At 57.7% G+C, this 21629-nt stretch carries 25 protein-coding genes and 1 tRNA gene; 7 read left to right on the top strand and 19 right to left on the bottom strand.

What is annotated here, in order from left to right:
* The coding region (locus ABYV89_RS04460) for a citrate (Si)-synthase (RefSeq protein WP_432821730.1) at positions 1 to 732 on the bottom strand (732 nt) is incomplete at its 3' end.
* A 334-nt stretch (positions 733 to 1066) separates the two neighbouring features.
* Here ABYV89_RS04460 and dusB point away from each other — a divergent pair.
* Genes dusB through ABYV89_RS04445 form a run of 3 tightly spaced genes read left to right on the top strand, consistent with a single transcriptional unit; the run spans position 1067 to position 4632 of the window.
* Positions 1067 to 2053: a tRNA dihydrouridine synthase DusB gene (gene dusB / locus ABYV89_RS04455; protein ID WP_432821729.1), complete on the top strand. Its 987-nt coding sequence runs from the start codon at positions 1067 to 1069 to the stop codon at positions 2051 to 2053.
* Complete coding sequence (locus tag ABYV89_RS04450; protein ID WP_432821728.1) at positions 2050 to 3180, top strand: two-component system sensor histidine kinase NtrB; 1131 nt, start codon at positions 2050 to 2052, stop codon at positions 3178 to 3180. Before dusB ends, ABYV89_RS04450 begins: the two co-directional genes overlap by 4 nt.
* Positions 3181 to 3198: 18 nt before the next feature.
* Positions 3199 to 4632: a sigma-54-dependent transcriptional regulator gene (locus ABYV89_RS04445; RefSeq protein ID WP_432821727.1), complete on the top strand. Its 1434-nt coding sequence runs from the start codon at positions 3199 to 3201 to the stop codon at positions 4630 to 4632.
* Between the two features lie 47 nt (positions 4633 to 4679).
* On the opposite strand, the gene dnaB is transcribed toward ABYV89_RS04445, so the two are convergent.
* The 17 genes from dnaB to ABYV89_RS04360 form a co-directional block, all read right to left on the bottom strand.
* A complete protein-coding gene (gene dnaB, locus ABYV89_RS04440) occupies positions 4680 to 6050 on the bottom strand; it encodes a replicative DNA helicase (RefSeq protein WP_432821726.1) in 1371 nt (456 codons plus the stop codon).
* 60 nt (positions 6051 to 6110) lie between these two features.
* Positions 6111 to 6557: a 50S ribosomal protein L9 gene (gene rplI, locus ABYV89_RS04435; RefSeq protein WP_432821725.1), complete on the bottom strand. Its 447-nt coding sequence runs from the start codon at positions 6555 to 6557 to the stop codon at positions 6111 to 6113.
* Positions 6558 to 6577: 20 nt separating this feature from the next.
* Positions 6578 to 7468, bottom strand: a complete 891-nt coding sequence (locus ABYV89_RS04430; RefSeq protein WP_432821724.1) for a DUF2232 domain-containing protein — start codon at positions 7466 to 7468, stop codon at positions 6578 to 6580.
* Between the two features lie 72 nt (positions 7469 to 7540).
* Complete coding sequence (rpsR, locus tag ABYV89_RS04425; RefSeq protein WP_432821723.1) at positions 7541 to 7810, bottom strand: 30S ribosomal protein S18; 270 nt, start codon at positions 7808 to 7810, stop codon at positions 7541 to 7543.
* 32 nt (positions 7811 to 7842) lie between these two features.
* The gene (rpsF, locus tag ABYV89_RS04420) at positions 7843 to 8214 is read right to left on the bottom strand and encodes a 30S ribosomal protein S6 (RefSeq protein WP_432821722.1); all 372 of its coding nucleotides are present in this window, start codon (positions 8212 to 8214) and stop codon (positions 7843 to 7845) included.
* A 128-nt stretch (positions 8215 to 8342) separates the two neighbouring features.
* Positions 8343 to 9437: a redox-regulated ATPase YchF gene (gene ychF, locus ABYV89_RS04415; RefSeq protein WP_432821721.1), complete on the bottom strand. Its 1095-nt coding sequence runs from the start codon at positions 9435 to 9437 to the stop codon at positions 8343 to 8345.
* A 77-nt stretch (positions 9438 to 9514) separates the two neighbouring features.
* On the bottom strand, positions 9515 to 11530 hold the full coding sequence (locus ABYV89_RS04410; protein WP_432821720.1) for a sodium-translocating pyrophosphatase: 2016 nt from the start codon (positions 11528 to 11530) through the stop codon (positions 9515 to 9517).
* A gap of 36 nt (positions 11531 to 11566) precedes the next feature.
* On the bottom strand, positions 11567 to 12142 hold the full coding sequence (pth, locus tag ABYV89_RS04405; protein ID WP_432821719.1) for an aminoacyl-tRNA hydrolase: 576 nt from the start codon (positions 12140 to 12142) through the stop codon (positions 11567 to 11569).
* An 11-nt stretch (positions 12143 to 12153) separates the two neighbouring features.
* On the bottom strand, positions 12154 to 12759 hold the full coding sequence (locus ABYV89_RS04400; protein ID WP_432821718.1) for a 50S ribosomal protein L25/general stress protein Ctc: 606 nt from the start codon (positions 12757 to 12759) through the stop codon (positions 12154 to 12156).
* Positions 12760 to 12814: 55 nt separating this feature from the next.
* Positions 12815 to 13756 carry a ribose-phosphate pyrophosphokinase gene (locus tag ABYV89_RS04395; protein WP_432821717.1) on the bottom strand — a complete coding sequence of 314 codons (942 nt, stop codon included), beginning with the start codon at positions 13754 to 13756 and terminating at the stop codon, positions 12815 to 12817.
* A 106-nt stretch (positions 13757 to 13862) separates the two neighbouring features.
* Positions 13863 to 13937: transfer RNA gene (locus tag ABYV89_RS04390), tRNA-Gln, on the bottom strand.
* A 17-nt stretch (positions 13938 to 13954) separates the two neighbouring features.
* Positions 13955 to 14797 carry a 4-(cytidine 5'-diphospho)-2-C-methyl-D-erythritol kinase gene (ispE, locus tag ABYV89_RS04385; protein ID WP_432821731.1) on the bottom strand — a complete coding sequence of 281 codons (843 nt, stop codon included), beginning with the start codon at positions 14795 to 14797 and terminating at the stop codon, positions 13955 to 13957.
* 189 nt (positions 14798 to 14986) lie between these two features.
* Complete coding sequence (locus tag ABYV89_RS04380) at positions 14987 to 15910, bottom strand: cytochrome C (protein WP_432821716.1); 924 nt, start codon at positions 15908 to 15910, stop codon at positions 14987 to 14989.
* Positions 15911 to 16027: 117 nt separating this feature from the next.
* Positions 16028 to 16804, bottom strand: coding sequence for a cytochrome C (locus ABYV89_RS04375; protein WP_432821715.1), 777 nt, complete (start codon positions 16802 to 16804; stop codon positions 16028 to 16030).
* Positions 16805 to 17017: 213 nt separating this feature from the next.
* Complete coding sequence (locus tag ABYV89_RS04370) at positions 17018 to 17314, bottom strand: DUF167 domain-containing protein (RefSeq protein WP_432821714.1); 297 nt, start codon at positions 17312 to 17314, stop codon at positions 17018 to 17020.
* Entirely contained in the window at positions 17314 to 17868 is a 555-nt protein-coding gene (locus ABYV89_RS04365) for a DivIVA domain-containing protein (RefSeq protein ID WP_432821713.1), read from the bottom strand. Before ABYV89_RS04365 ends, ABYV89_RS04370 begins: the two co-directional genes overlap by 1 nt.
* Before the next feature lie 11 nt (positions 17869 to 17879).
* Positions 17880 to 18176 carry a YggT family protein gene (locus tag ABYV89_RS04360; RefSeq protein WP_432821712.1) on the bottom strand — a complete coding sequence of 99 codons (297 nt, stop codon included), beginning with the start codon at positions 18174 to 18176 and terminating at the stop codon, positions 17880 to 17882.
* 235 nt (positions 18177 to 18411) lie between these two features.
* Here ABYV89_RS04360 and ABYV89_RS04355 point away from each other — a divergent pair, with 235 nt between their 5' ends.
* The 3 genes from ABYV89_RS04355 to hgcB are packed head-to-tail and all read left to right on the top strand — an operon-like array spanning position 18412 to position 21009.
* Positions 18412 to 19479, top strand: coding sequence for a 3-deoxy-7-phosphoheptulonate synthase (locus tag ABYV89_RS04355; protein WP_432821711.1), 1068 nt, complete (start codon positions 18412 to 18414; stop codon positions 19477 to 19479).
* 16 nt (positions 19480 to 19495) lie between these two features.
* Positions 19496 to 20701, top strand: a complete 1206-nt coding sequence (hgcA, locus tag ABYV89_RS04350; RefSeq protein ID WP_432821710.1) for a mercury methylation corrinoid protein HgcA — start codon at positions 19496 to 19498, stop codon at positions 20699 to 20701.
* A gap of 11 nt (positions 20702 to 20712) precedes the next feature.
* Entirely contained in the window at positions 20713 to 21009 is a 297-nt protein-coding gene (hgcB, locus tag ABYV89_RS04345; protein WP_432821709.1) for a mercury methylation ferredoxin HgcB, read from the top strand.
* A gap of 2 nt (positions 21010 to 21011) precedes the next feature.
* On the opposite strand, the gene ABYV89_RS04340 is transcribed toward hgcB, so the two are convergent.
* Positions 21012 to 21197, bottom strand: a complete 186-nt coding sequence (locus tag ABYV89_RS04340) for a MerR family transcriptional regulator (RefSeq protein ID WP_432821708.1) — start codon at positions 21195 to 21197, stop codon at positions 21012 to 21014.
* A gap of 147 nt (positions 21198 to 21344) precedes the next feature.
* On the opposite strand from ABYV89_RS04340, the gene ABYV89_RS04335 reads away from it, so the two are divergent.
* The coding region (locus ABYV89_RS04335; RefSeq protein WP_432821707.1) for a response regulator at positions 21345 to 21629 on the top strand (285 nt) is incomplete at its 3' end.

Here is a 21629-nt window from a genome sequence, read left to right as displayed (position 1 = left end):
CGTGTGAGCCAAAACGTTACCGGACTCATGGTCGGAGTGAAGGATGAAGTACATCCGGGCCACGTCCTTATACTCTTCGCTCTGGCCGATCATGTGCGCAAAGTTGGCGCCCATGTCCAGCTTCGGATCGATGGGGGTCTGGTAATCGCTTCTGTACTTCAGGTTGTAGATGAAGGCGGCGACAACCGGAATACGCGCAACGATGTCGCTGGAGTCTTCATAAACGGTCTCCCAAGCGGTCATCTTGTTGAATTTGCCGGAGTTATAGAAAGCGGCAAACTTGGAATCCTTCTGCATAGCCATGATGCCAACGGAGAGCATGACCATCGGGTGACTGTCACGGGGCAGTGCGCGGATAGCGTCCCACACGTAGGAAGGAACGACCTGGCGAGTTTTCCACTCGGCGACAACACCGTCAACCTGAGCCTGGGTCGGAACGTCGCCGGTCAGCAGGAAGTACCAGAACGACTCAACGGTCGGGTACTTGGAATTCGCTGCCTTCGGGAGAGCCTCGAAAGTCTCGGGAATGGTCTTGCCGCGAAAGCGGATACCTTCCTGGGGATCAAGATAAGAAATGTCGGTTACCAGAGAACGAATGTCGCGGGCGCCGCCGATACACTGATCAATCGTGACCTGGTCGATGATAACTTTACCGAACTCCTTGGTAAGCTTGGTGGTACGGGGACGATGGTCTGCGATTTTCTGAGCCAATACTTCCTTGAGTGTCGCCATGCTTCTCTCTCCTTTGGTAAATAAATGCGATGGGGTATGCCCACCAGGCCTAACTGCCCTTTCCAACAAAACTAAATTCAAATTAAAACCCGGTTTTTAAGCATTCACTCGACCTGAATACAGCCTGTGCAGACATACGGCCAAAACAACCGAGAAATCTTGGCCCAGCCTCATTATCGCTTGGTATGTTCTAACAACTGAGGCCGGAATTGTCAAGCAGTATTTTGTATACAGTATGCTTTCCAAGAGGGGGGCAGAAAAGCTGTTTTTCATTTTGTCTTTTTTGTTCACCATGCTAGAATGCATAAAATTTATGCAACAGAAACAGCATTTCATGAAAATCAGTTCGCTCAAATTGACCAACAATATATGGCTGGCCCCGATGGCCGGGATCACCAACCTGCCGTACCGCCGCATCATGAAAAGATTCGGGGCCGGACTGGTCTTCACCGAGATGGTGAGCGCCAACGGCTTGATCCATTCGGGGCGCCGGACCAGGGAGTTGCTGACCTCCGCTTCCGACGAGCGGCCCCTGGGCATCCAGCTTTTCGGTGATGACGCAGAGGTACTGGCGCGGGCGGCAGCGCTGGTTGAAGAGGATGGCGATCTGCTCGACATCAACCTCGGCTGTCCGGTAAAAAAGGTGGTCCGCGCAGGCGCGGGGAGCGCCCTGCTGCGCACGCCGGACAAAATCGGCCAGATTGTCGCCGCCATCAGGCGGGTAACGTCGCGACCGCTGACGGTCAAAATCCGCTCCGGCTGGGATCGACAGACCGTCAACTTCATCGAAACAGCACGGATCGCCGAGGCGGAAGGCGCAGATGCCATCACCCTGCACCCGCGCACCCGCTGCCAGGGGTTCAGCGGACAGTCCGACTGGGAACATATCCGCCTGCTAAAAGAAGCTATCAAGATTCCAGTGATCGGCAGCGGCGATATTTTCATTGCCGAAGACGCCCTGGCGATGCTGAAGCAGTCAGGTTGTGACGGGATCATGATCGGCCGCGGCGGCTACGGCAACCCCTGGCTGCTGCGGGATATCAAGGCCCTGCTTGACGATTTGCCGCTGCCGCCCCCGCCGACGCCGGTCGATCGCCTCGAAGTGGCACAGCAGCATCTTGCACTTTACGTTCAGACCTATGGCCCCCGCAAAGCCCTGCTCGACATGCGCAAGCACCTTTGCTGGTATTCACGGGGACTGGAGGGGGCCGCGGCCTTCCGCGCTGCCGTCAATCGGGCGCAATCCGTAACCGAACTACAGCAGCTTTCCATCGATTTTTTCCATTCGGCGCAGGCCGTCGTCGAAAGCGAACTGCAATGAAGACAATTGCCGAGCTCGATGCCCAACTGTATGTCCGGGTTCTCGAAAATATCGATCGGGCTGTCATCGCCCTCAACCATGAGGGCCAGATCACCCTGTTCAACCCGGCGGCACAAGCCTATACCGGGTTTTCGGAAAAGCAGGCACTAAAAAAACCGTTTCAGGACCTCTTTCTCGGCCAGAAAAACCTGCTGTACCTGGTCTCAACTGCGCTCGATGAGGGGCGTTCGATCTCCGATCATGAAGATCTGCTGCTCAAGCGACCGAACGCGCCCCCCTTGCCGGTCAGTGTTTCGGTATCGCCCCTGTATACCGACGCCGGCAGACCAGAAGGGGTGGTTCTCATCATCCGCGACCTGTCCCGGGTGCGCGACCTGGAAAAGGCGGTTCGGCGAGCGGACCGGCTGTCGATCCTTGGCACCCTGGCGGCCGGCCTCGCACACGAGATCAAAAATCCTCTTGGCGGCATCAAGGGAGCGACCCAGCTGCTGGCCATGGAACTCTCCGAGCAGAGCCCCTTGCGGGAATACACCGACGTGATGATCCGCGAAGTCGAACGGGTCAACGGTATCATTGAAGAACTCATGGACCTGGCCCGCCCCCGCCCGCCGCAGTGGTCGCCGGTCAACCTGGCCAAAGTCCTGGGCGACATCGTGCTGTTTCAGAAGGAAGCCCACCGGGGCGAAAAAATCGAATTTCACCTGGATCTCGACCCCAGCATCCCTCCCCTGCGCGGCGATGAAAACCTGCTGACCCGGCTGTTTCTCAATCTCATCAAGAACGCCGCCGAAGCGATCGATAAACATGGACAGGTTACCGTTTCGACCAAGGTGGCGCCGGACTATCACCTGAACAAACCAGGCAGCCGGCCGGTGCCGATGATCGTGATCGAGATCCGGGACAACGGCCGGGGAATTGATCCGGAGACCTTGGAACAGATTTTCACCCCCTTTTATACGACCAAAAACAAAGGAAGCGGCCTCGGCCTGGCGACCTGTCAGAAGATCGTCAGCGAACACGATGGTTTTCTCAAGGTTGACAGCCTGCCGGGCGAGGGAACGGTATTTGCCGTCTCGCTGCCGCTCCATACCGACAAGCCTGAATCTCCCCAGGCCGGCAACATCTGAACCAGGAAAGGTCCCACCATGTCCATTCATCGCATTCTTGTCGCCGATGATGAAGAGAGCATCCGCTGGGTGCTCTCCAAGGCCCTGAGCAAGCAGGGCTACGCTGTCGAACTGGCTGCCGATGGCACAGAAGCCCTCGAGCTGATCCGCAAAAAAAAGTTCGACCTGGCCGTTCTGGACATCAAGATGCCCGGCATCACCGGCCTCGACCTGCTGAACCGGATACAGGAAGAGTACCCCGGCCTGCTGGTCGTCATCATGACCGCGGAATCGACCATGAAAAATGCCGTGGAAGCCATGAAACGCGGGGCCTATGATTACATCACCAAGCCCTTTGACCTCGACGCCCTCGATGCCATCATCCTCAAAGCCAACAAGGCAACCGATGTCAGCGAAGAGGTTCAGCGCCTCAAGCATGAACTGAAAGAACACTATCAGCTCGACCGGACGATTATCGGCAAGAGCCGGCCGATGCAGGAGGTCTACAAGGTCCTCGGCAAGGTGGCTCCCTCCGACGTGACCGTGCTGGTCACCGGCGAGTCGGGTACCGGTAAGGAACTGGTCGCCCGAGCTATCCACTTCAACAGCCCAAGGCTCGGCCAGCCCTTTCTGGCCCTTAACTGCGCCGCCATCCCCAGAGAACTCCTTGAAAGCGAACTCTTCGGTTTTGAAAAAGGGGCTTTCACCGGGGCCACCGAGCGCAAATCCGGCAAGTTCGAACAGGCGGACGGCGGCACCCTCTTCCTCGACGAAATCGGTGACATGCCGCTAGAGCTGCAGGCCAAACTGCTGCGCGTCCTGCAGGAAAAGGAAATTACCCGAACCGGGGGCAGCACAACCATCCCGGTCAATGTCCGCATCGTCGCGGCCACCAACCAGGATCTCAAGGAGCAGGTAAAGGCCAAGGAATTCCGGGAAGACCTTTATTATCGGCTCAATGTCGTGCCGATTTCCCTGCCGGCCCTGCGGGAACGGCCCGATGACATTCCGCTGCTGGTTGAATTCTTTCTCGAGCGCATGCACAATGAACAGGGCGTGGCGGCCAGGGGTTGTACCGCCGACACCATGGCTCTGTTGCAAAAACACAGCTGGCCGGGCAATGTCAGAGAGCTTGAGAATTCGATCCAGCGCGCGGCCCTGCTTTCCCCCAACCAGTTGCTGACGCCGGAGGATTTTCCGATCCTGGAACCGGAAAGCGGCGCTTCGGACAACGATGAATCGCTGGAGTCGCTCATTGCCCACAAACTGCACTGTTCGCTCTCACAGATGAACGTGCAGGAACTGGACAATCTTTACGAGATGGTTCTGCACCAGATGGAACGCCCGCTGATCAACATTGTCATGGACAAAACCCGCGGCAACCAGGTCAGGGCCGCCGAGATCCTCGGCATCAACCGCAATACCCTGCGAAAAAAAATCCAGACCCTGGAAATTGACCTGAAAAAAGAATAAAAAAAAAGCCCCGGAGTCGCCTCCGGGGCTTTTTTATTGTTCGTGAATCAATAGGAATCTTCTCGCTTACTCTGGTTTTCGAAGCGGGTATACTCACCACGAAAGGTCAGATTAACGGTTCCGATCGGGCCGTTACGCTGCTTGCCGATAATAACTTCGGCATCCTTCGCATGCCCCTTGTCGCAGGAATTATCCCGCTGCTTGCAGGCATCACAGTAGACCGCGTCCCGGTAGACAAACATGATGACGTCGGCATCCTGCTCGATCGCACCAGATTCGCGCAAATCCGCCATGATCGGCCGCTTGTCGGTACGGTTTTCCAGTGACCGGTTGAGCTGCGAAAGGGCAATCACCGGGACTTTCAGTTCCTTGGCCAACGCTTTCAATGAACGGGAGATCTCCGAGATTTCCTGCTGCCGGCTTTCCGCGTTCTTCCCCGACATCAGCTGCAGGTAGTCAATAACGATCAGGCCAAGATCGTGTTCGGCCTTGAGCCGACGGGATTTGGCCCGCAGTTCCAGTACCGAGATGCTCGGCGTGTCGTCGATAAAGATCGGCGCCTCACTGAGCAGGCCGGCACCGTTGGTCAGCTTAGGCCAGTCCGAGTCGCCCAGATGCCCGGTACGCAGGCGGCTGGCATCGACATGGGAAACCGAACAAAGCATACGCTGCACCAGCTGTTCCTTGCCCATCTCCAGCGAAAAAATGATCGAAGGCGTCGGCTTCTCGGCCCGCAAGGAAGCATGCTCGACGAGATTCAGCGCAAAGGCGGTCTTGCCCATCGACGGGCGACCGGCGATGATTATCAGGTCCCCCCCCTGCAGTCCGGCCGTCATCACATCGAGATCGTTATATCCTGTCGGAACCCCGGTGACCAGCTCTTTGCGGTCATAGAGCTTCTCGATGGCCTTGAAGGTGTCCTTCATGATCTCCCGGGTCGAGAAATAGGAGGCCTTAGACTTTGAGCCGGCTATTTCAAAGATCGATTTTTCGGCCCAGTCCAGATCGGCCTCAACATCGGTACTCTCATAACCGCGGGTGGCGATCTCAGTGGCGACATGGATCAGGTTGCGCGAAAGGGCCTTTTCCTTGACCATCCGGCAATAGTAGGCAATGTTGGCAGCGGTGGGAACGTAATCGACGAGGGTGGCGAGATAGGCCATGCCGCCGATCGCTTCGAGATCATCCCGTTTCTGCAGGGCGGCAGTCAGGGTAACCAGGTCGGCGGGCTCGCCTTTTTCGGAAAGCTCGATGAGGGCGTTAAAGATCTTGCGATGGCTCTCCCGGTAGAAATCCTCCGGACGCAGGATTTCAAGGGCCTTGTTCAAGGCCTCGTTTTCGAGAAGAACGCCGCCGAGCACGGACATTTCACCTTCCAGGCTCTGGGGCGGAAGGCGATGCGAGGGTGCGTCAGCCATGCGGGGAGAAACTCCGGTGAGTCCTGGCGGAGCCCTCAGGGGCTCCGCCAGGAAAACAGATTATTCAGCAGCAACAACCGTAATCTTTATTGTGGCGATGACACCGGCCTGCAATTTGACCGGCACTTCAAAGTTGCCAAGAGCTTTGATCGGCTCGACGAGCTGGATTTTCTTGCGGTCGACTTCGACCCCGGCCTCGGCAAGTTTTGCCTCGATTTCCATGGACGTCACCGAACCAAACAACTTGCCATCTTCGCCGGCGCGATGCGCGAAGCTGCAGGTCACCGCTTCGATCTTCTGCTTCAGCAGTTCGGCGGCCTGGGTCAGCTTCTGCATCTTGCGCTCGAGCTGGCGCTTCTGATGCTCAAGCTGCTTGACGTTGCGGGTGTTGGCTTCGACGGCAATACCGCCAGGGATCAGGTAATTCCGGGCATAGCCGGGCTTGACCTTGACCAGATCGCCAATGGTCCCGAGACCTTCCACATTTTCCGTAAGAATGATATTCATTGATCTCCTCCAAAAAAGATCTAAGACTTTTTAATTTTGGGCTTTCTGAAATCCACCCACAAATCGAATATGCCGATTCCGGTGATGATTGCCGGCAGCGGATTAACGATGACCATCATCATGTATCCCAGCACCCGCAGCGCCGGGGCCACTCCCCTTTGCTGAAAAAAGTGCGCCACCACGGCAAAGCCCTGCAGGAAGTACACCGGAAGCGTTACTGCGAGCAGGTTCACAGCCACCTTGAAAATCAGGCCCTGGGCGAAAAAAACGCCAAAGCCTCCCAGGATAAGCAACCAGACCAGAACATCCGGCGCCTTCCAGCGGGTGATCGGGTCACCGGCAATCCGGTAATGACCCCTTGAAAACCTGGCCAGCAGAAAGACCATCAGCAGCAGCAAAACCGCCGTTGCGGCAATCACCAGGCCCGGATAGGCGAGCAGCAGAAACTCGGCGGTGCGACCAGCCAGGGCCTGCAGTTCGTCAAGTTGCGCCGGAGTCAGGTCAGCCTGCTGGTAGACAGCCAGAACCTTGCTCAGTTCGGACTGCACATAATGATCTACCAGCTCCCCCGGCGACTGGGACGAGCGCACCGCATATCCGCCAAGAAAGAGTGAAACGGCGACCAGGGTGACCAGCGTCGACCAGGCAATCGCCCGGCCCCAGGGCATCATGCGCCGCAACAACAGCGGCAGCACAAAGGAGGCCAGCCCGAACTGCAGCATATACAGCAGAATACCAACGGGCCCATCAGTAACCAGCAGCACGGTCGCCGTCAAAAGCAGAACGACCGCCCCTCCGGATGCGCCCAGGCGCATATGAACATACGCGGCAGGCAGAGGCGTCAGCAGCGCCAGCAGCACGCCGGCCGGCCCCAGTCCGCCAGCAGCCCAAAGCAGTAGCAGCGTTGCCACTGCACCAGCAAGTTGAAAAGCAGCCCGCTGACCCACGTTTAATGAATTCTGGTGCCGAGTCGCAGTGTTCAACTAGTCGACGGATTGGCCGGCAGTAAACGGAAGCAGAGCGATATTGCGGGCCCGCTTGATTGCTTCGTTGATTTTGCGCTGATGGATCGCGCAGTTGCCGGAAATACGCCGGGGCACGATCTTGCCGCGCTCGGAAATAAAGTAACGCAGGGTGCGGATCTCTTTGTACTCGATTTTCAGCGTCTTGTCGCCACAGAAACGGCAGCCCTTGCGACGGGTAAAGCGCCGACGAGGGGTGGCGGGACGGGAAGGTTTATTCTGGTAACTCATATGTGTATCCTCCAGTATTCGGCAGAAATGGGTTATTCGGCGTCTTCAGTATCGTCGGAATCGTCGGAATCGTCGCTTTTTTCAGCGTCTTCCGATGCCGACGCGGGCTCCTGATAACCGCCTTCGAGCAGGACGGTCTGGAACTTGATGATGTTTTCATCAATTCTCATCCGCCGCTCAAGCTCGGCCACCACGGTAGAACCGGCTTCATAAGCCATGAGCACGTAAGTGCCACGCCCCTGCTTCTTGACCGTATAGGCCAGCTTGCGGGTTCCCCACTCATCGACCTTCAGGACGCTGGCCTGCTGATCGGCGAGGATCCCCTTGAACTTGTCGACAACGGCGGTGTAGCCGTCTCCGACAACTTCGGGATGCACAATGTAGATGGTTTCGTAGGTACGCATGGTTAATCTCCTCTTGGGTTAGTAGCCCCGGACCGGCCCGGAGCAAGGAGTGGGTGCAAAAACACCCGTCCTGATAAACGAACTTGTCTTCTTATCACAGCTAACGGAATATTTCAATGACTTTCCGATCAGACATTGAAACGGAAATGCATAACATCGCCGTCCGCAACAACGTACTCTTTGCCCTCGAGCCGCATCAGCCCTTTTTCCTTGGCGCCGGCTTCGCCGCCGCATCGGACGAAATCATCAAACGCGATGACCTCGGCCCGGATGAATCCCTTTTCGAAATCAGTATGAATCACGCCGGCGGCCCCCGGCGCCTTGGTTCCCCGCGCGATCGTCCAGGCACGAACCTCCTTGACCCCGGCGGTAAAGTATGTCTGCAGTCCAAGCAGCTTGTAACCGGCCTGAATCATCCGGTCGAGACCAGACTCATCCAGGCCGAGCTCCTGCAGAAATTCGACCTTGCCTTCCTCGTCGAGTTCGGCAATTTCCGATTCGATCTTGCCGCAGATGATGACCATCTCCGCCCCTTCGGCTGCAGCCAGCTGCTGCACGCTCGCCACAAAGGGATGCTCGCCCCGCAGGTCGTCTTCGGCGACGTTGGCCACATACAGCATCGGCTTGGCGGTGATCAGATGCAGATCGCGGATAAAGACCAGCTCTTCATCGATCAAACCGGCCGCCCGGGCCGGCCGGCCCTGGTCCAGGCATTGTTCCACCGTCTGCAACACGGCAAGCTCGGCCTGGCTCTTCTTGTCGCCGCTCTTGGCCAGCTTTTCGATGCGCTGCAGACGCTTCTGCACAGTGTCGAGGTCCGCCAGGTTCAGTTCGGTCTGAATAATCTCGACATCCCGCACCGGGTCAACAGAACCGTCCACGTGAACCACGTTATCATCTTCGAAACAGCGCACGATGTGAGCGGTGGCGTCGACCTGGCGGATGTGGCCAAGAAACTGGTTGCCGAGCCCTTCCCCCTTGCTCGCCCCCTTGACCAGGCCGGCAATATCGACAAACTCGATGGTCGTCGGCAAAATGGCCTTGGGCTTGACGATTTCAGCCAGTTTGTCAAGCCGGGGGTCAGGGACCGCCACGACACCGACATTCGGCTCAATGGTACAGAAAGGATAGTTCGCCGACTCGGCACCGGCCGAGGTTATGGCGTTGAAAATGGTCGACTTGCCAACATTGGGAAGCCCGACAATACCGCACTTGAAACCCATAATTTTTAAACTCACAAAATAAGGATAGCCGGGGACGACGCCCCGGCTATCCTTTGTCAGACGATGTGCCCGGATGATTAAACCAGCAGCGGGGCGATAACCAGAGAAACAACGCTCATCAGCTTGATGAGGATGTTCATCGAAGGGCCGGAAGTATCTTTGAACGGGTCGCCGACGGTATCGCCGACAACCGCAGCCTTGTGGGCCTCGCCGCCCTTTTTCTCGCCTTCGAGTTTACCACTTTCGATAAACTTCTTGGCGTTGTCCCAGGCGCCGCCGCCATTGGACATCATCAGGGCCAGCAGAACACCGGTCACGGTCGCGCCGGCCAGCATGCCGCCGAGAGCTTCCTTGCCGAGGATAAAACCGATCAGTACCGGGGCGACAACGGCAACGACACCAGGAAGAACCATCTCCTGCAGGGCGGCCTTAGCCGAAATGTCGATGCACTTTTCAGGCTCGGGCTTAACGCCCTCCTTGCCTTCGAGCAGGCCCGGGATTTCACGGAACTGGCGACGGATTTCATCGACCATCTTGCCGGCTGCGCGACCAACGCTGGTCATGGTCAAGGCGCCAATGAAGAACGGCAGCACGCCGCCAACGAGCAGACCGATAACCACCATGGGGTTGATCAGGTTAATCGTTTCGAGTTTGACCGTGGTGGCGTAAGCCGAGAAGAGAGCCAGGGCGGTCAGGGCGGCTGAGCCGATAGCAAACCCCTTGCCAATGGCGGCGGTGGTATTGCCGATGGCATCAAGACCGTCAGTGATCTTACGAACATCTTCTCCAAGACCGGCCATTTCCGAAATTCCGCCGGCATTGTCAGCAATCGGACCGTAAGCATCAACGGTCATGGTCACACCAACTGTGGCCAGCATGCCGACAGCGGCAATGCCGATACCGTAGAGACCGGCGGTACCATTGGCCACCGCGATGGCGACACAGATAATGAGAATCGGAGCCGCCGTGCTTTCAAGGCCAACAGCCAGACCGTGAATGATGTTGGTAGCAGGGCCGGTTTTGCTCGCTTCGGCAATCCGGGTTACCGGCCCACGAGCCGTATAGTACTCAGTGATCTGGCCGATAGCAATACCGGCCAGGGTGCCGACGAGAATCGCCAGGAAGACGCCGAACTTAAGGCTGGAGAACAGGACAATAAACAAAGCGGCGACAAGAAAAAGACCCGCGGCGACAAAAGTCGTGTAATGCAGGGCCTTCGCAGGATCCATGCCACTGAGTTTTTTCATCGACCAGATACCGACCACCGAAAAAACCAGGCCGACCATGGCCAGCCCCAGCGGCAGGAACAGGGCGCTGGCGATGACATCGGTGCTGGCCGCAGAAGAAGAACCGATTTTGGCCAGCAGTTCGGGGCTGGCAGCAGCGGCAATGGCGATAGTCGCGATAATAGAGCCGACATAGGATTCAAAAATGTCGGCACCCATGCCAGCGGTGTCACCGACGCAGTCACCTACGTTATCGGCAATAACACCCGGGTTGCGGGGATCGTCTTCGGGAATACCAGCTTCGACTTTTCCAACCAGGTCGGAGCCGACGTCAGCCGCCTTGGTATAAATACCGCCGCCGACGCGGGCAAAGAGGGCAATCGAAGAAGCACCCATGGCGAAGCCATTGATGTATTGAACGGTAGTCGGATCACCGCCGAACTGGATAAAAGCGATCCCGACTCCAACCAGGCCGAGGGAAGCAACAGCAAGACCCATAACGGCACCACCGTTAAAGGAAACCTGCAGGGCAGCAGCTTGCCCCTGGGCACGGGCGGCCTCAGTAGTCCGCACGTTGGCACGGGTAGCCGCCTTCATGCCGATGAAGCCACAGAGCATGGAACAACCGGCACCGCCGACAAAAGCCAAGGCGGTCTGAATGCCAAGACCGATCCAGATGAGAACAAATACAACTGCGATGAAGATGCCGAGAACCTTGTACTCACGAGCCAGAAACGCCATGGCGCCAGAGTAGATAGCTTCGGAGATCTCCTTCATCTTGGCATTGCCAACAGGCTGGGACTTTACCTGGTTGTAGATCACGATCGCAATGGCGAAGCCGATCAGACCCAGAATCGGAACTAACATCTGCATTACTCGTACCCTCTCTTTCGCTGTCTGGATTTAAATGCTGTCAACACGTCTGTTAAACTCATTCATGGCCAGCAGAGGTCCCCGTTCAACAACGGTTTCCACAGCCCTGACCGAATCATCAATGACTGAAGCAAGAGCTTTCTGTTCCGACGCGGCGAAGGCGCTCAATACGAATTGTGCCACGTCACCACCGGGATGCGGACGACCGACCCCAACCTTGATCCGGATAAAATCGGTACAGCCGAGAACCTGGCAGATATGGCGTATCCCGTTATGACCGCCATGCCCGCCGCCGACCCTGACTTTCAGGGCACCGAACGGCTGATCGATATCATCATGTACCACGACCAGATCCCCAGGGGCCAGCTGGCAGGCCTTAAATGCCGAAGCGACACTGGCCCCACTGAGATTCATGAACGTCTGCGGCAGCAACAGGGTTGACTCCTGGGCGGCCACCCGGCCGACCCCGTAGAACCCCTGGTGCCCCTTTTTCTTCAGCTGGACCCCACAACGGTCAGCAAGTTTCTGGACCACCATGAAACCGATATTATGGCGCGTCCCTGCGTACTTGTCGCCAGGATTGCCCAGTCCGACTATGAGCTTCAAAAAAACCTCGCTCAGTCCTCTTCGGTCTCTTCGGTCTCTTCGGTCTCTACTTCTTCTTCCTTGTGACCGGTGCAGGTAATCACGGTGAAATTCACATCATGCGGAATTTCAACATCGGCCGGGAGAGCGATGTCTGCAATGTGCAGAACGTCACCGATAGTCATCGCCGTCACATCCACCTCGATCGAACCGGGGATCGCGTTGGGCAGACAAATGACCTCAATCTCCTTACGGATAACCTGCAGGCTGCCGCCGATTTTTTCACCAGCAGACTTGCCAACCGGGTGAACCGGCACCATGACATGAACCTTCTGGCTCATGTTGACCACCTGGAAATCGACATGCATCGGGTCGCGGCGAATCGCGTCGACCTGCAGGTCTTTCAGGATGACCACCTTGCCATCGAAAGGCCCATCGCCCTTGAGGGTGATCAGGGTGTTCCAGCCGGCCTCGGTGGCGATTGCGGATTTCAGTTCCTTGGGAGACACCGACAGGGCACAGGACTCCAGGCCCTTTCCGTAGACGATCGCCGGGACCAGGCCCTGGCGACGCAGACTGCGCGATACGCCTTTACCGGCCTTGCTCCGCAAAGCAAAATTAAGTTCTGATGTAGCCATTTATCTTTCCTCCAGTTATGTGACGTACTTGGTTACGATGTTAATTGAGGTTATATCATACAAAAAGCGAGCTGACTGATTCGTCGCCATGAATCCGGCGAATCGCCTCAGCAAGCAGCCCTGCCACGGAAAGAACCCGGAGCTTGGAACAGATCTTGGTTTTTTCGCCGAGAGAGATGGTGTTGGTCACCACCACCTCTTCCAGGCAGCTCTTGTCGATCCGCTCAAGGGCGGGGCCCGACAGTACTGCATGGCTGGCACAGGCGAAAATCTTCTTGGCGCCCTTTTCCTTGAGCGCCTGGGCCGCCTGACACAGGGTTCCGGCCGTATCGATCATATCGTCAACAATCACGCAGGTCTCTCCGGAAACATCGCCGATGATGTGCATGACCTCGGAAACATTCGGACCGCTGCGACGCTTGTCGATAATGGCCAGACCGGCATCAAGCCGCTTGGCGAAGGCGCGGGCCCGCTCGGTGCCGCCGGCATCCGGGGAGACGACCACCAGGCGTTCATCATTAAAGCGCCCCTTGAGGTCATCTAGCAGCACCGGCGCGGCATACAGGTGGTCCACCGGGATATTGAAAAACCCCTGGATCTGGCCTGCATGAAGGTCCATGGTCACCAGGCGGTCCATACCCGCCACTGAAATCAGATCAGCCACCAGCTTGTTGGTGATCGGCGTACGGGGGGCCACCTTGCGGTCCTGGCGAGCGTAGCCGAAATACGGAATAACCGCGGTAATACTGGCCGCCGAAGCCCGCTTGAGAGCATCGGTCATAACCAGCAATTCCATAAGATTATTGTTACACGGAGCACTGGTAGACTGAATGATATAGACATCCCGACCGCGAACGTTTTCTCCGATCTCCACCATGATCTCGCCATCGGAAAACGTCTTCACATTGGCATTGCCCAGCGGGACGGCCAGATGTCCGCAAATCTCACGAGACAGGGGAAGATTGGAAGCACCGGAAAAAATCTTCAGTTTATCCACCACGGGTCCTCTCTAATGACCAGAAAAAAACTGTAGGCCATGGCATTCCATGACCTAAGCTGAGACGAAACAGCCGCCTCGAACATCTCTTATTTATTACAGAAAATGGCTGGGGCGCCAGGGATCGAACCTGGGAATGCCGGAATCAAAATCCGGTGCCTTACCGCTTGGCGACGCCCCAATAACCTGACCTGCAAATCAAACCGGCTGCACAGTGAAAACCTTCCAGCCAGCAACCTTCAACAGCTTCGCTTCGGCCGTACGGGCCGCGGCTTCCGTTGCAAATATCCCGAACACGGTCGGCCCGCTACCCGACATGAGCGTTCCCTCGGCACCTAGAGCGACCAGCATTTCCTTGATCTTGGCAACGACTGTAAAGTCTGCCAGGGTCACCCGCTCAAGATCGTTATGAAGCTGACCGACCAGATCCCTTAGCGTTCCGGGAAACCTCGGCAGTCTAGCCACATCACCTGGCGATGTCAACCCTAATTTTTGGTACACCTGGGCTGTTGATACGCTGAATCCAGGATTGACCAGAACATACCAGACCGACGGCAGCCCGGAAACTTTCTCCAGCCGTTCGCCGATCCCGGTGGCCCAGGCCGCCTCCTCAAAAATGAAGAACGGCACATCCGCCCCCAGCCGCACCCCAAGCTCCATCAACCGGGTTCGGGAAAGGCCCAGGCCGAGCATCTCGTTGAGAGCCATCAGCACCGCCGCCGCATCGGACGAGCCGCCGCCGAGCCCGGCTGCGACCGGAATATTCTTTTCAATGACGAGATCGACCCCGCCCCCGCTGGCGGCCAGATCAAGCATCATCGTTGCTGCCCGCCCGGCAATATTCTGCTCCCCCGGGGCCAAGGCTACCCCTTCGCAATGCACCCGTGCCCCCGGTTGCGCAGTCAGCTCGACAGCAACCCGATCATACAGGGAAACCCGCTGCATCAGCATGGCCAGCTCGTGATAGCCATCCGCGCGCTTTCCCAGCACATGCAGACACAGGTTTATTTTTGCCGGCGCCAGCCGCGTCGTTTTCAACAGAGACCCCCAGCCGGATAAATCAAAACGCATCAGCCGGCAAAGATAATTAACCCCCCGGCAGCTGTCAAGGCCAAACTGAAGAGCTGAGACTACTTTATGTCCGCAAAAGAGAAGGGGACCGCGATCGCAGTCCCCTTCTCTTTTGCTTTCAGACAACTCACACCCCGGAGGGCTTGCCCGTAGCTACTGCTACTTGGTCTTGACCGGCGGATCGTGAGGATCAAGGTGACAGGTCAGGCAGTTGGGGAACTTGACATGCAGAGCCGCGCTGTGAGGCGTCGGCCCGTGGCAGTCCGAGCAACTGGGAATCAACCCGTGCTGGGAATGACAGGTAACACAGGACACCTTGGCATGCTTGCTCTTGCTGCCGGACCACACCCCGTAAACGCCGGAATGACAGCCGGAGCAGGTCTTGAGCTCGACCTCCCCCCTGAAGGAAATCTGCAGGGGTTTGTGCACCGGATGACAGCTGGCGCAGCTTTCAAGAGGCTGCTCCTGGTAGTGCCCCTCATGGCAGACGAAGCAGGTGGGGATATAACCGTGCTTGTCATGGCAGGCCGAACACCCCTGCTGGGTATGCTTGCTGGGAAACTGCTGCAGCTGTGCCGCCGGCGAAGTGTGACAGTCGGCACAGTTTTTGGTCAGGCGGTCGGACATGACCACCTTGAGCGGCGTATGCGGATTGGCGTGGCAGGCCAGGCACTCGGTCTGCTTGGGCCCATGAGGCAAGGTGTGGCAGCTAGAGCACTTGGGCATAAGCTCCGCCCAGTTGTTACGGGTCGGGTTGTAGGCGTGAAACTGCTGATGGCAGTCCTGGCAGTCAAACTGGTGACGGCCCCCGTTTTCCTTGATGGCATTGAAGTAGGAAGTGTGACACTGCCCGCACTGGGCCACGGTCAACGGCACCAACTCGGCCTCGTAGGGATTGGCCGGGGCCCTGACTACCGGCGGTGGCACCGGAACTGGAACGGGCGCAGGGGCAACTTCTATTTTCGGCGGGGCCACGACAGCGGGTTCAACAACGGCCTGCACACAAGCCGTCAACAGCGCCAGCAGTGCCAGTGACAGCACCAGGGGCAGGGGCCTGAGGATAAACCTTCTTACTCTCTCCATGAATCCTCTCTTTCTGCTTCTGCATCACGACAACAGTGGGACACGCGAATGTCAACTATAACAGAAGAAACAGCCATCTGCGACGCCCCCCGGTCGCAGATGGCTGCTGGTTGCAAGTTACTTATTCAAGTCATGCGCGATGTTGTGGCAAGCGCCGCATGTCGGGAATTTCGCGTGAATGCCCTCGGCGTGAGGGGTGCCGTGACAATCGGTACACGCCGGCACAGTCTTATGTTTTTCCGCATGGCAGCTGACGCAGGCAACGTCCTTATGCTTGAATGCCGAGGCAGCCAGCAGGTTGTAGGCCGTCTGATGGCAGGCAGCGCACTGGATATTGGCGGTATTGTCAGGATAGGTGACCGAGGCGGGCATATGCGCCTTATGGCAGTTGGCGCAGTCAGCCTGGGACATCTGGGCGGAGTGCGGCTCATGACATTTGACACATTCGGGGATCACCCCGTGACGCTCGGCATGACAGAAGTTACAAGCCAGCACGGTGTGCTTGCTGGGGCTGGCATCGAGCTGCGCCTTCTGCGAATCGTGGCAGGTCAGGCAGGGCGCGGTCAGCTCACCCTTGAGGGAAACCTCGAGGGGCTTGTGCGGGTTGTGACAACCGGTACAACTGGCCAGCCCGTAATGAGCCGTTCCTTCATGGCACATGCTGCACTCGGGGATATTGTTCTCCACCTTGGGCGCATGACCGACGTGGCAGTCCTGACAGGAGACCGCCGTTTTGTGCTTCGATCCCAAAGCCGCGATGTCCGCCGGCTCGCGATCATGACACTTGACGCAGTCGGAATTAGCCAGCACCAGCTCTTCGGCCACGGCATACCCGGCAACCATAAGAACCAGACTGCAGCAAACCAGCAATTTAAACCAGAAACGCTTTTCCATTCTTCCTCCCTTTCAACAACACCCTTGGTAATTTTCGGCAGATTTTCCGCAACGCTGCTTTCAGCTCACGAAATCCGATACGACAACAAACTCTCCCACCCACTAAATGAACCAGAACTAACAAATTAAAGTTTGCAGATACTAGCAAAAAAGGGCCGCCGTGTCCACCGGTAATTCGCCGGCCCGGTTCCTCGGAAACGCTTTAAAGACATATTATTTTATCAATATTGTCAGTCGGTTCCGGATGCCGTCGGGGTCCATCCCGGTGATCAGCAAGCGCTTGTGCCGGGAGCGTTCACCGGCGACCAGCGCCACATCCTTACGGGGAATTCCCAGCAGCTTGGCGACGAAATCCCGGCAGAGCTTGTTCGCCGCCCCTTCCACCGGCGGCGAGGTCAGGCGAAGCTTGAGTTCTTCCCCCTGAATCCCGACCAGTTCATTCCTGCTGGCCCGAGGCTGCACATAGACCGCCAGCAACACCCCGTCATCCGCCTGCAGGACGAAGGGCATCAATTATCCTCCAGCTCCAGCAGATCCCCGTCGTCGGCTTCGCGCAGCCCGTCTTCAAAAGGCAACCCCTCATCATAACGGAGCTCTTTCGCCTCGCCCCTCTGCAGGGTGACCACTTCGAGGTCAAGGAGCCGCATGTGACCTTCGACCAGGGCGCGCAAGCTCGTCTCAAAGGAGATCTTCTGCCGCTTAATTTCCTGGATGTCATTGATGAGCTGAATTCGCCGCTCGTCGGCATCCCGCACGATCCGCTCGGCCCGCAGCTGGGCATCGGAAACGATGATTTCTCCTTCGCGGCGGGCATTGTTCTTCAGATCATCGGTCATTTTCTGGGCGGTCAGCAGGGTCTCCTTGAGCATGACTTCCCGTCCTCGCATCTCTTCCAGGGCGGCCCGGGTATGCGCCAGCTCCTCCTTGAGCCCCTGGTTGACCTTGTACAGCCGTTCCATCTCTTCGGACACCAGCTCAAGAAAATGATCCACCCCCGACTTGTCGTAACCGAACGGACGGTTTTTGAACCGATGCTGCTGGATGTCGATGGGAGTTATAGCCATTTACTCGTCCCCTATAAGCCGTAGGCCAGGCGGGAGAGCAGCAACATCACGATGCGCTGCAGAAAAAAGATTCCGAACAGAAGCAGGATCGGCGAAAAATCAATCCCCCCGAACTGCAGGGGAACCACCCGGCGTATCTTGTTCAGCAACGGGTCGGTGGCACTGTGCAGAAAGCGAACGATCGGATTGTACGGGTCCGGGTTGACCCACGAAATTATTGCCCGTGCCACGATGATGTAAATATAGATCGTAAAGATCAGGTTGATGGCCTGAGAAATGACCATGATCAATTCACCGAAAAACCCCATAGCGGTCCCTTTCCTGCAAATAAATTCAAAAGCTTTTATTGTTAAGCGTTCTTTTATACAGCAATCGCAGAAAGGGTGTCAAACGGTTTCCCTGCCCGCGGACACCGCTCACTTAGAAGAGCAAAAGTTCCTCATGCGCAATGGACATTTTGACATTCACCTGCAAAACCGCTAGATTGACTGACTGGAGAGCCCCTGGAGCGGGGCAAACATCTATATGATCAAAGGGGACACCATGAAACGCACCAGCAATCTTCGTATCCGGCGCCTGACGCCGATCATCGCACCGGCCGATCTGAAACAGGTTTTCCCTCTCACGGAAAACGGCGCTGACATCGTCTCGCGAGCCCGCGAACAGATCACCAACATCCTCAACAACCAGGACCCGCGGCTCATGGTCGTGGTGGGCCCCTGCTCCATCCACGACCCCAAGGCGGCCCTCGAATATGCCGAGCGGCTGTCGAGACTGAGCCGGCAACTGGAAGACCAGCTGTTTCTTGTTATGCGGGTCTATTTCGAGAAACCGCGCACGACTATCGGCTGGAAAGGGATGATCAACGACCCGGACCTCAACGGCACCCACCAGATCTCCAAGGGGCTCGGCATCGGCCGCAGCCTGCTCTGCTCCATCACCGAACTGGGACTGCCGGTCGCCTGCGAAATGCTCGACCCGATCACCCCGCACTACCTGGCGGACGCCATCAGCTGGGGGGCGATCGGCGCCCGCACCACCGAATCCCAGGTCCATCGCGAAATGGCCAGCGGCCTGTCCTTCCCCGTCGGCTTCAAAAACGGCACGGACGGTAACCTGCAGATCGCCCTCGACGCCATGAACGCGGCCCTGCATCCCCACAACTTTCTCGGCATCGACAATGACGGCCGCAACGCCATCGTCTCGACCACCGGCAACACCGATGTCCATATTGTTCTGCGCGGCGGCAACAACGGCCCCAACTACCACGCCGACGACATTCGCCGAACCGAGGAACTGCTGACCAAAGCCGGCCTCAAGGCGCGCATCATGGTCGACTGCAGCCATGCCAACAGCAGCAAAAACCATGAACGCCAGGAAGAGGTCTTGAATGATGTTATCAGGCAGATCGGCGCTGGCAACCGCTCCATCAGCTCGGTAATGATCGAAAGCAACCTTGAGCCCGGCAACCAGCCGACCGGCGATGATTTTTCCAAGTTGAAATACGGCGTATCCATCACCGACAAGTGCATCGGCTGGGCCGACACCGAGCGCATGCTCCGTTACGCGCACCAGCAGCTCAAGGAATTCGGCGGGCGCAAAATCTCCTGAACCTGATCAAGAACGGATGCCGATGGCAAAACCTGCTGAAAAGACACAGCCTCCGGCCGCGCCCTGCTGCCCGCCAGGCAAGCGGTCCGAGGCGAACAAGCCCTGCTGCTGCGATCCGTTGCCAAAGCAGGCGCCAGCCTCCCCGGCCGGCGCCTGCTGTCAGCCGCCCGCGGCTGACGATTGCCCCGCCTATCGACACTGGCCCTTTGTGAGCGGTTGGCAGGAGACCGTCACCGGCCCTGTGCCCCAGGTCGGCACAAACCTGAACTGGAGCGACCGGGTCGGGCACTGGCAGATGCGCTGGGGGTTCGGCCGCGACCGTTACCGGGTCGCACCGAGGCTCTATGCGGTCGGCACCCCGAACGACCGCTCACCGGTGCTGGTTTCTGCCAATTACAAAATGAGCTTCGACCTCCTGCGCCAGTCGCTCGACGGCCTGGACGCCTGGATCCTGGTCATCGACACCAGGGGAATCAACGTCTGGTGCGCCGCCGGCAAAGGAACCTTCAGCAGCCGCGAAATCGTGCGGCAACTCAGCCGTTGCGAACTGGATCGGGTCATCAGCCATCGAACCCTGATCGTCCCCCAACTCGGCGCCCCGGGCGTGGCCGCCCACCAGGTGAAACGCGACAGTGGGTTCGCCGTCATTTACGGGCCGGTGCGGGCCAACGACCTCAAGGCGTTTCTGGCCGCCGGCATGAAAACGACCCCGGAAATGCGCCGGGTGACCTTTTCCACCCTCGACCGGCTGGTTCTTACCCCGGTGGAACTGACCGGCATGGTCAAGCCCGCACTCTGGGCAGCACTGGTCCTTTTCATTGCCGGAGGGATCGGGCCCGACCTGTTTTCAATTGACGCGGCCCTAACCCGAGGAACAATCGCCCTGGGCTGCCTGCTGGCCGGCATTCTTACCGGCGCTGTCGTCGTTCCGCTGCTCCTGCCGTGGATTCCCGGACGGGCGTTTGCTCTCAAGGGGGCACTGTTCGGGCTGCTGGTGAGCCTGCTGATGCTGGCGGGAATCGAAACGAAAGGGTCCTGGCCTGACACTCTGGCGCTGCTGCTGGCCCTGCCGGCGGTGAGCTCCTACTGCGCCATGAACTTTACCGGATCGACCACCTTCACCTCCCCTTCCGGAGTCGAAAAAGAAATGCGCCGCGCCATCCCCGGCCAGCTTGCCGCCCTGCTGCTGGCGGGAGCCTGCTGGATTGGCGCGGCCCTTTAGACGAACCGTCCATGAGTGAACTGCGCTACCTGGAAAATGTCACCTCGCTCAAGCTGAACCGCGACGCCTGCGTCGGCTGCGGCATGTGCCTGAATGTCTGCCCCCACGCGGTATTCGCCCTCGATGGGGGCAAGGCGATCCTGCGCGACCGGAACCGCTGCATGGAATGCGGCGCCTGCGCCGGCAACTGCCCGACCGACGCCCTCAGCGTCAAGGCCGGGGTCGGCTGCGCCAGCGCCATCATCTACGGCTGGCTGACCGGCAAAGAACCGAGTTGTGACTGCGGCGGCGGCAGCGACTGCTGCTGAATTCAGCCTTTGCGCACCAGGGACTCCATCTCCAGCTTGACATCATCGATATTGACCCGGGTGACTTTTTTTCCTTCCCGCTCGCAGCGAACCAGGCCATCGGCCACCCAAGCGAGAACCAGGGCCTTTTTCACACCGAACTTGGCCTCCACCTCTTCCGGTTCGTACCAGGTCTTCATCAGTGCCATGTTCACCCTCCTTTCGTGGAACCTTGTATAATTATACACCGCTTTCGCCAAAAACCTTTTCGGAGAGTGTCATTTAACCTTTACAAAGATATTTCAATCGGATAAATTCGTTTACGTCTTTTATTGCCATCTGTTATATGTAGGCACATGGAACCTTCTATTCTAGTCATCGACGACTCGCCGGGCGCCCGGCGGCACATACTCGACAGCCTCAAGGCTACCGGGCTATTCCAGTCTTATCATGAGGCTGACAGCGTGGTTGACGGATTCAAGGTCGCCCTGAACGAGCCGGTCGACATCATCCTCTGCGACCTGGAGATGCCGGAAATGGACGGTTTCAAATTCCTGAGCATGATCAAGACCCGCAAAGAGCTTCAGGACATCCCGATCATCCTGATCACCGGCGTCAAAGACCAGGAAACCAAGATCCGG

Origin of the sequence: Trichloromonas sp. (assembly GCF_041583255.1) — a bacterium.
GTDB lineage: Bacteria > Desulfobacterota > Desulfuromonadia > Desulfuromonadales > Trichloromonadaceae > Trichloromonas.
Note: the sequence above shows the minus strand (reverse complement) of the source record. Positions and strands in the feature narration are given on the sequence as shown.

What these genes read in the sequence shown, in the direction of transcription:
- ABYV89_RS04375 (WP_432821715.1), bottom strand. Translation starts at nt 16,804, where the DNA reads ATGGAAAAGCGTTTCTGGTTTAAATTGCTGGTTTGCTGCAGTCTGGTT.
- ABYV89_RS04400 (WP_432821718.1), bottom strand. Translation starts at nt 12,759, where the DNA reads ATGGCTACATCAGAACTTAATTTTGCTTTGCGGAGCAAGGCCGGTAAA.
- ABYV89_RS04450 (WP_432821728.1), top strand. Translation starts at nt 2,050, where the DNA reads ATGAAGACAATTGCCGAGCTCGATGCCCAACTGTATGTCCGGGTTCTC.
- dnaB (WP_432821726.1), bottom strand. Translation starts at nt 6,050, where the DNA reads ATGGCTGACGCACCCTCGCATCGCCTTCCGCCCCAGAGCCTGGAAGGT.
- hgcA (WP_432821710.1), top strand. Translation starts at nt 19,496, where the DNA reads ATGCCGATGGCAAAACCTGCTGAAAAGACACAGCCTCCGGCCGCGCCC.
- ABYV89_RS04370 (WP_432821714.1), bottom strand. Translation starts at nt 17,314, where the DNA reads ATGCCCTTCGTCCTGCAGGCGGATGACGGGGTGTTGCTGGCGGTCTAT.
- ABYV89_RS04360 (WP_432821712.1), bottom strand. Translation starts at nt 18,176, where the DNA reads ATGGGGTTTTTCGGTGAATTGATCATGGTCATTTCTCAGGCCATCAAC.
- ABYV89_RS04445 (WP_432821727.1), top strand. Translation starts at nt 3,199, where the DNA reads ATGTCCATTCATCGCATTCTTGTCGCCGATGATGAAGAGAGCATCCGC.
- rpsR (WP_432821723.1), bottom strand. Translation starts at nt 7,810, where the DNA reads ATGAGTTACCAGAATAAACCTTCCCGTCCCGCCACCCCTCGTCGGCGC.
- ychF (WP_432821721.1), bottom strand. Translation starts at nt 9,437, where the DNA reads ATGGGTTTCAAGTGCGGTATTGTCGGGCTTCCCAATGTTGGCAAGTCG.
- ABYV89_RS04380 (WP_432821716.1), bottom strand. Translation starts at nt 15,910, where the DNA reads ATGGAGAGAGTAAGAAGGTTTATCCTCAGGCCCCTGCCCCTGGTGCTG.
- ABYV89_RS04410 (WP_432821720.1), bottom strand. Translation starts at nt 11,530, where the DNA reads ATGTTAGTTCCGATTCTGGGTCTGATCGGCTTCGCCATTGCGATCGTG.
- rplI (WP_432821725.1), bottom strand. Translation starts at nt 6,557, where the DNA reads ATGAATATCATTCTTACGGAAAATGTGGAAGGTCTCGGGACCATTGGC.
- ABYV89_RS04340 (WP_432821708.1), bottom strand. Translation starts at nt 21,197, where the DNA reads ATGGCACTGATGAAGACCTGGTACGAACCGGAAGAGGTGGAGGCCAAG.
- ABYV89_RS04355 (WP_432821711.1), top strand. Translation starts at nt 18,412, where the DNA reads ATGAAACGCACCAGCAATCTTCGTATCCGGCGCCTGACGCCGATCATC.
- hgcB (WP_432821709.1), top strand. Translation starts at nt 20,713, where the DNA reads ATGAGTGAACTGCGCTACCTGGAAAATGTCACCTCGCTCAAGCTGAAC.
- dusB (WP_432821729.1), top strand. Translation starts at nt 1,067, where the DNA reads ATGAAAATCAGTTCGCTCAAATTGACCAACAATATATGGCTGGCCCCG.
- rpsF (WP_432821722.1), bottom strand. Translation starts at nt 8,214, where the DNA reads ATGCGTACCTACGAAACCATCTACATTGTGCATCCCGAAGTTGTCGGA.
- ABYV89_RS04365 (WP_432821713.1), bottom strand. Translation starts at nt 17,868, where the DNA reads ATGGCTATAACTCCCATCGACATCCAGCAGCATCGGTTCAAAAACCGT.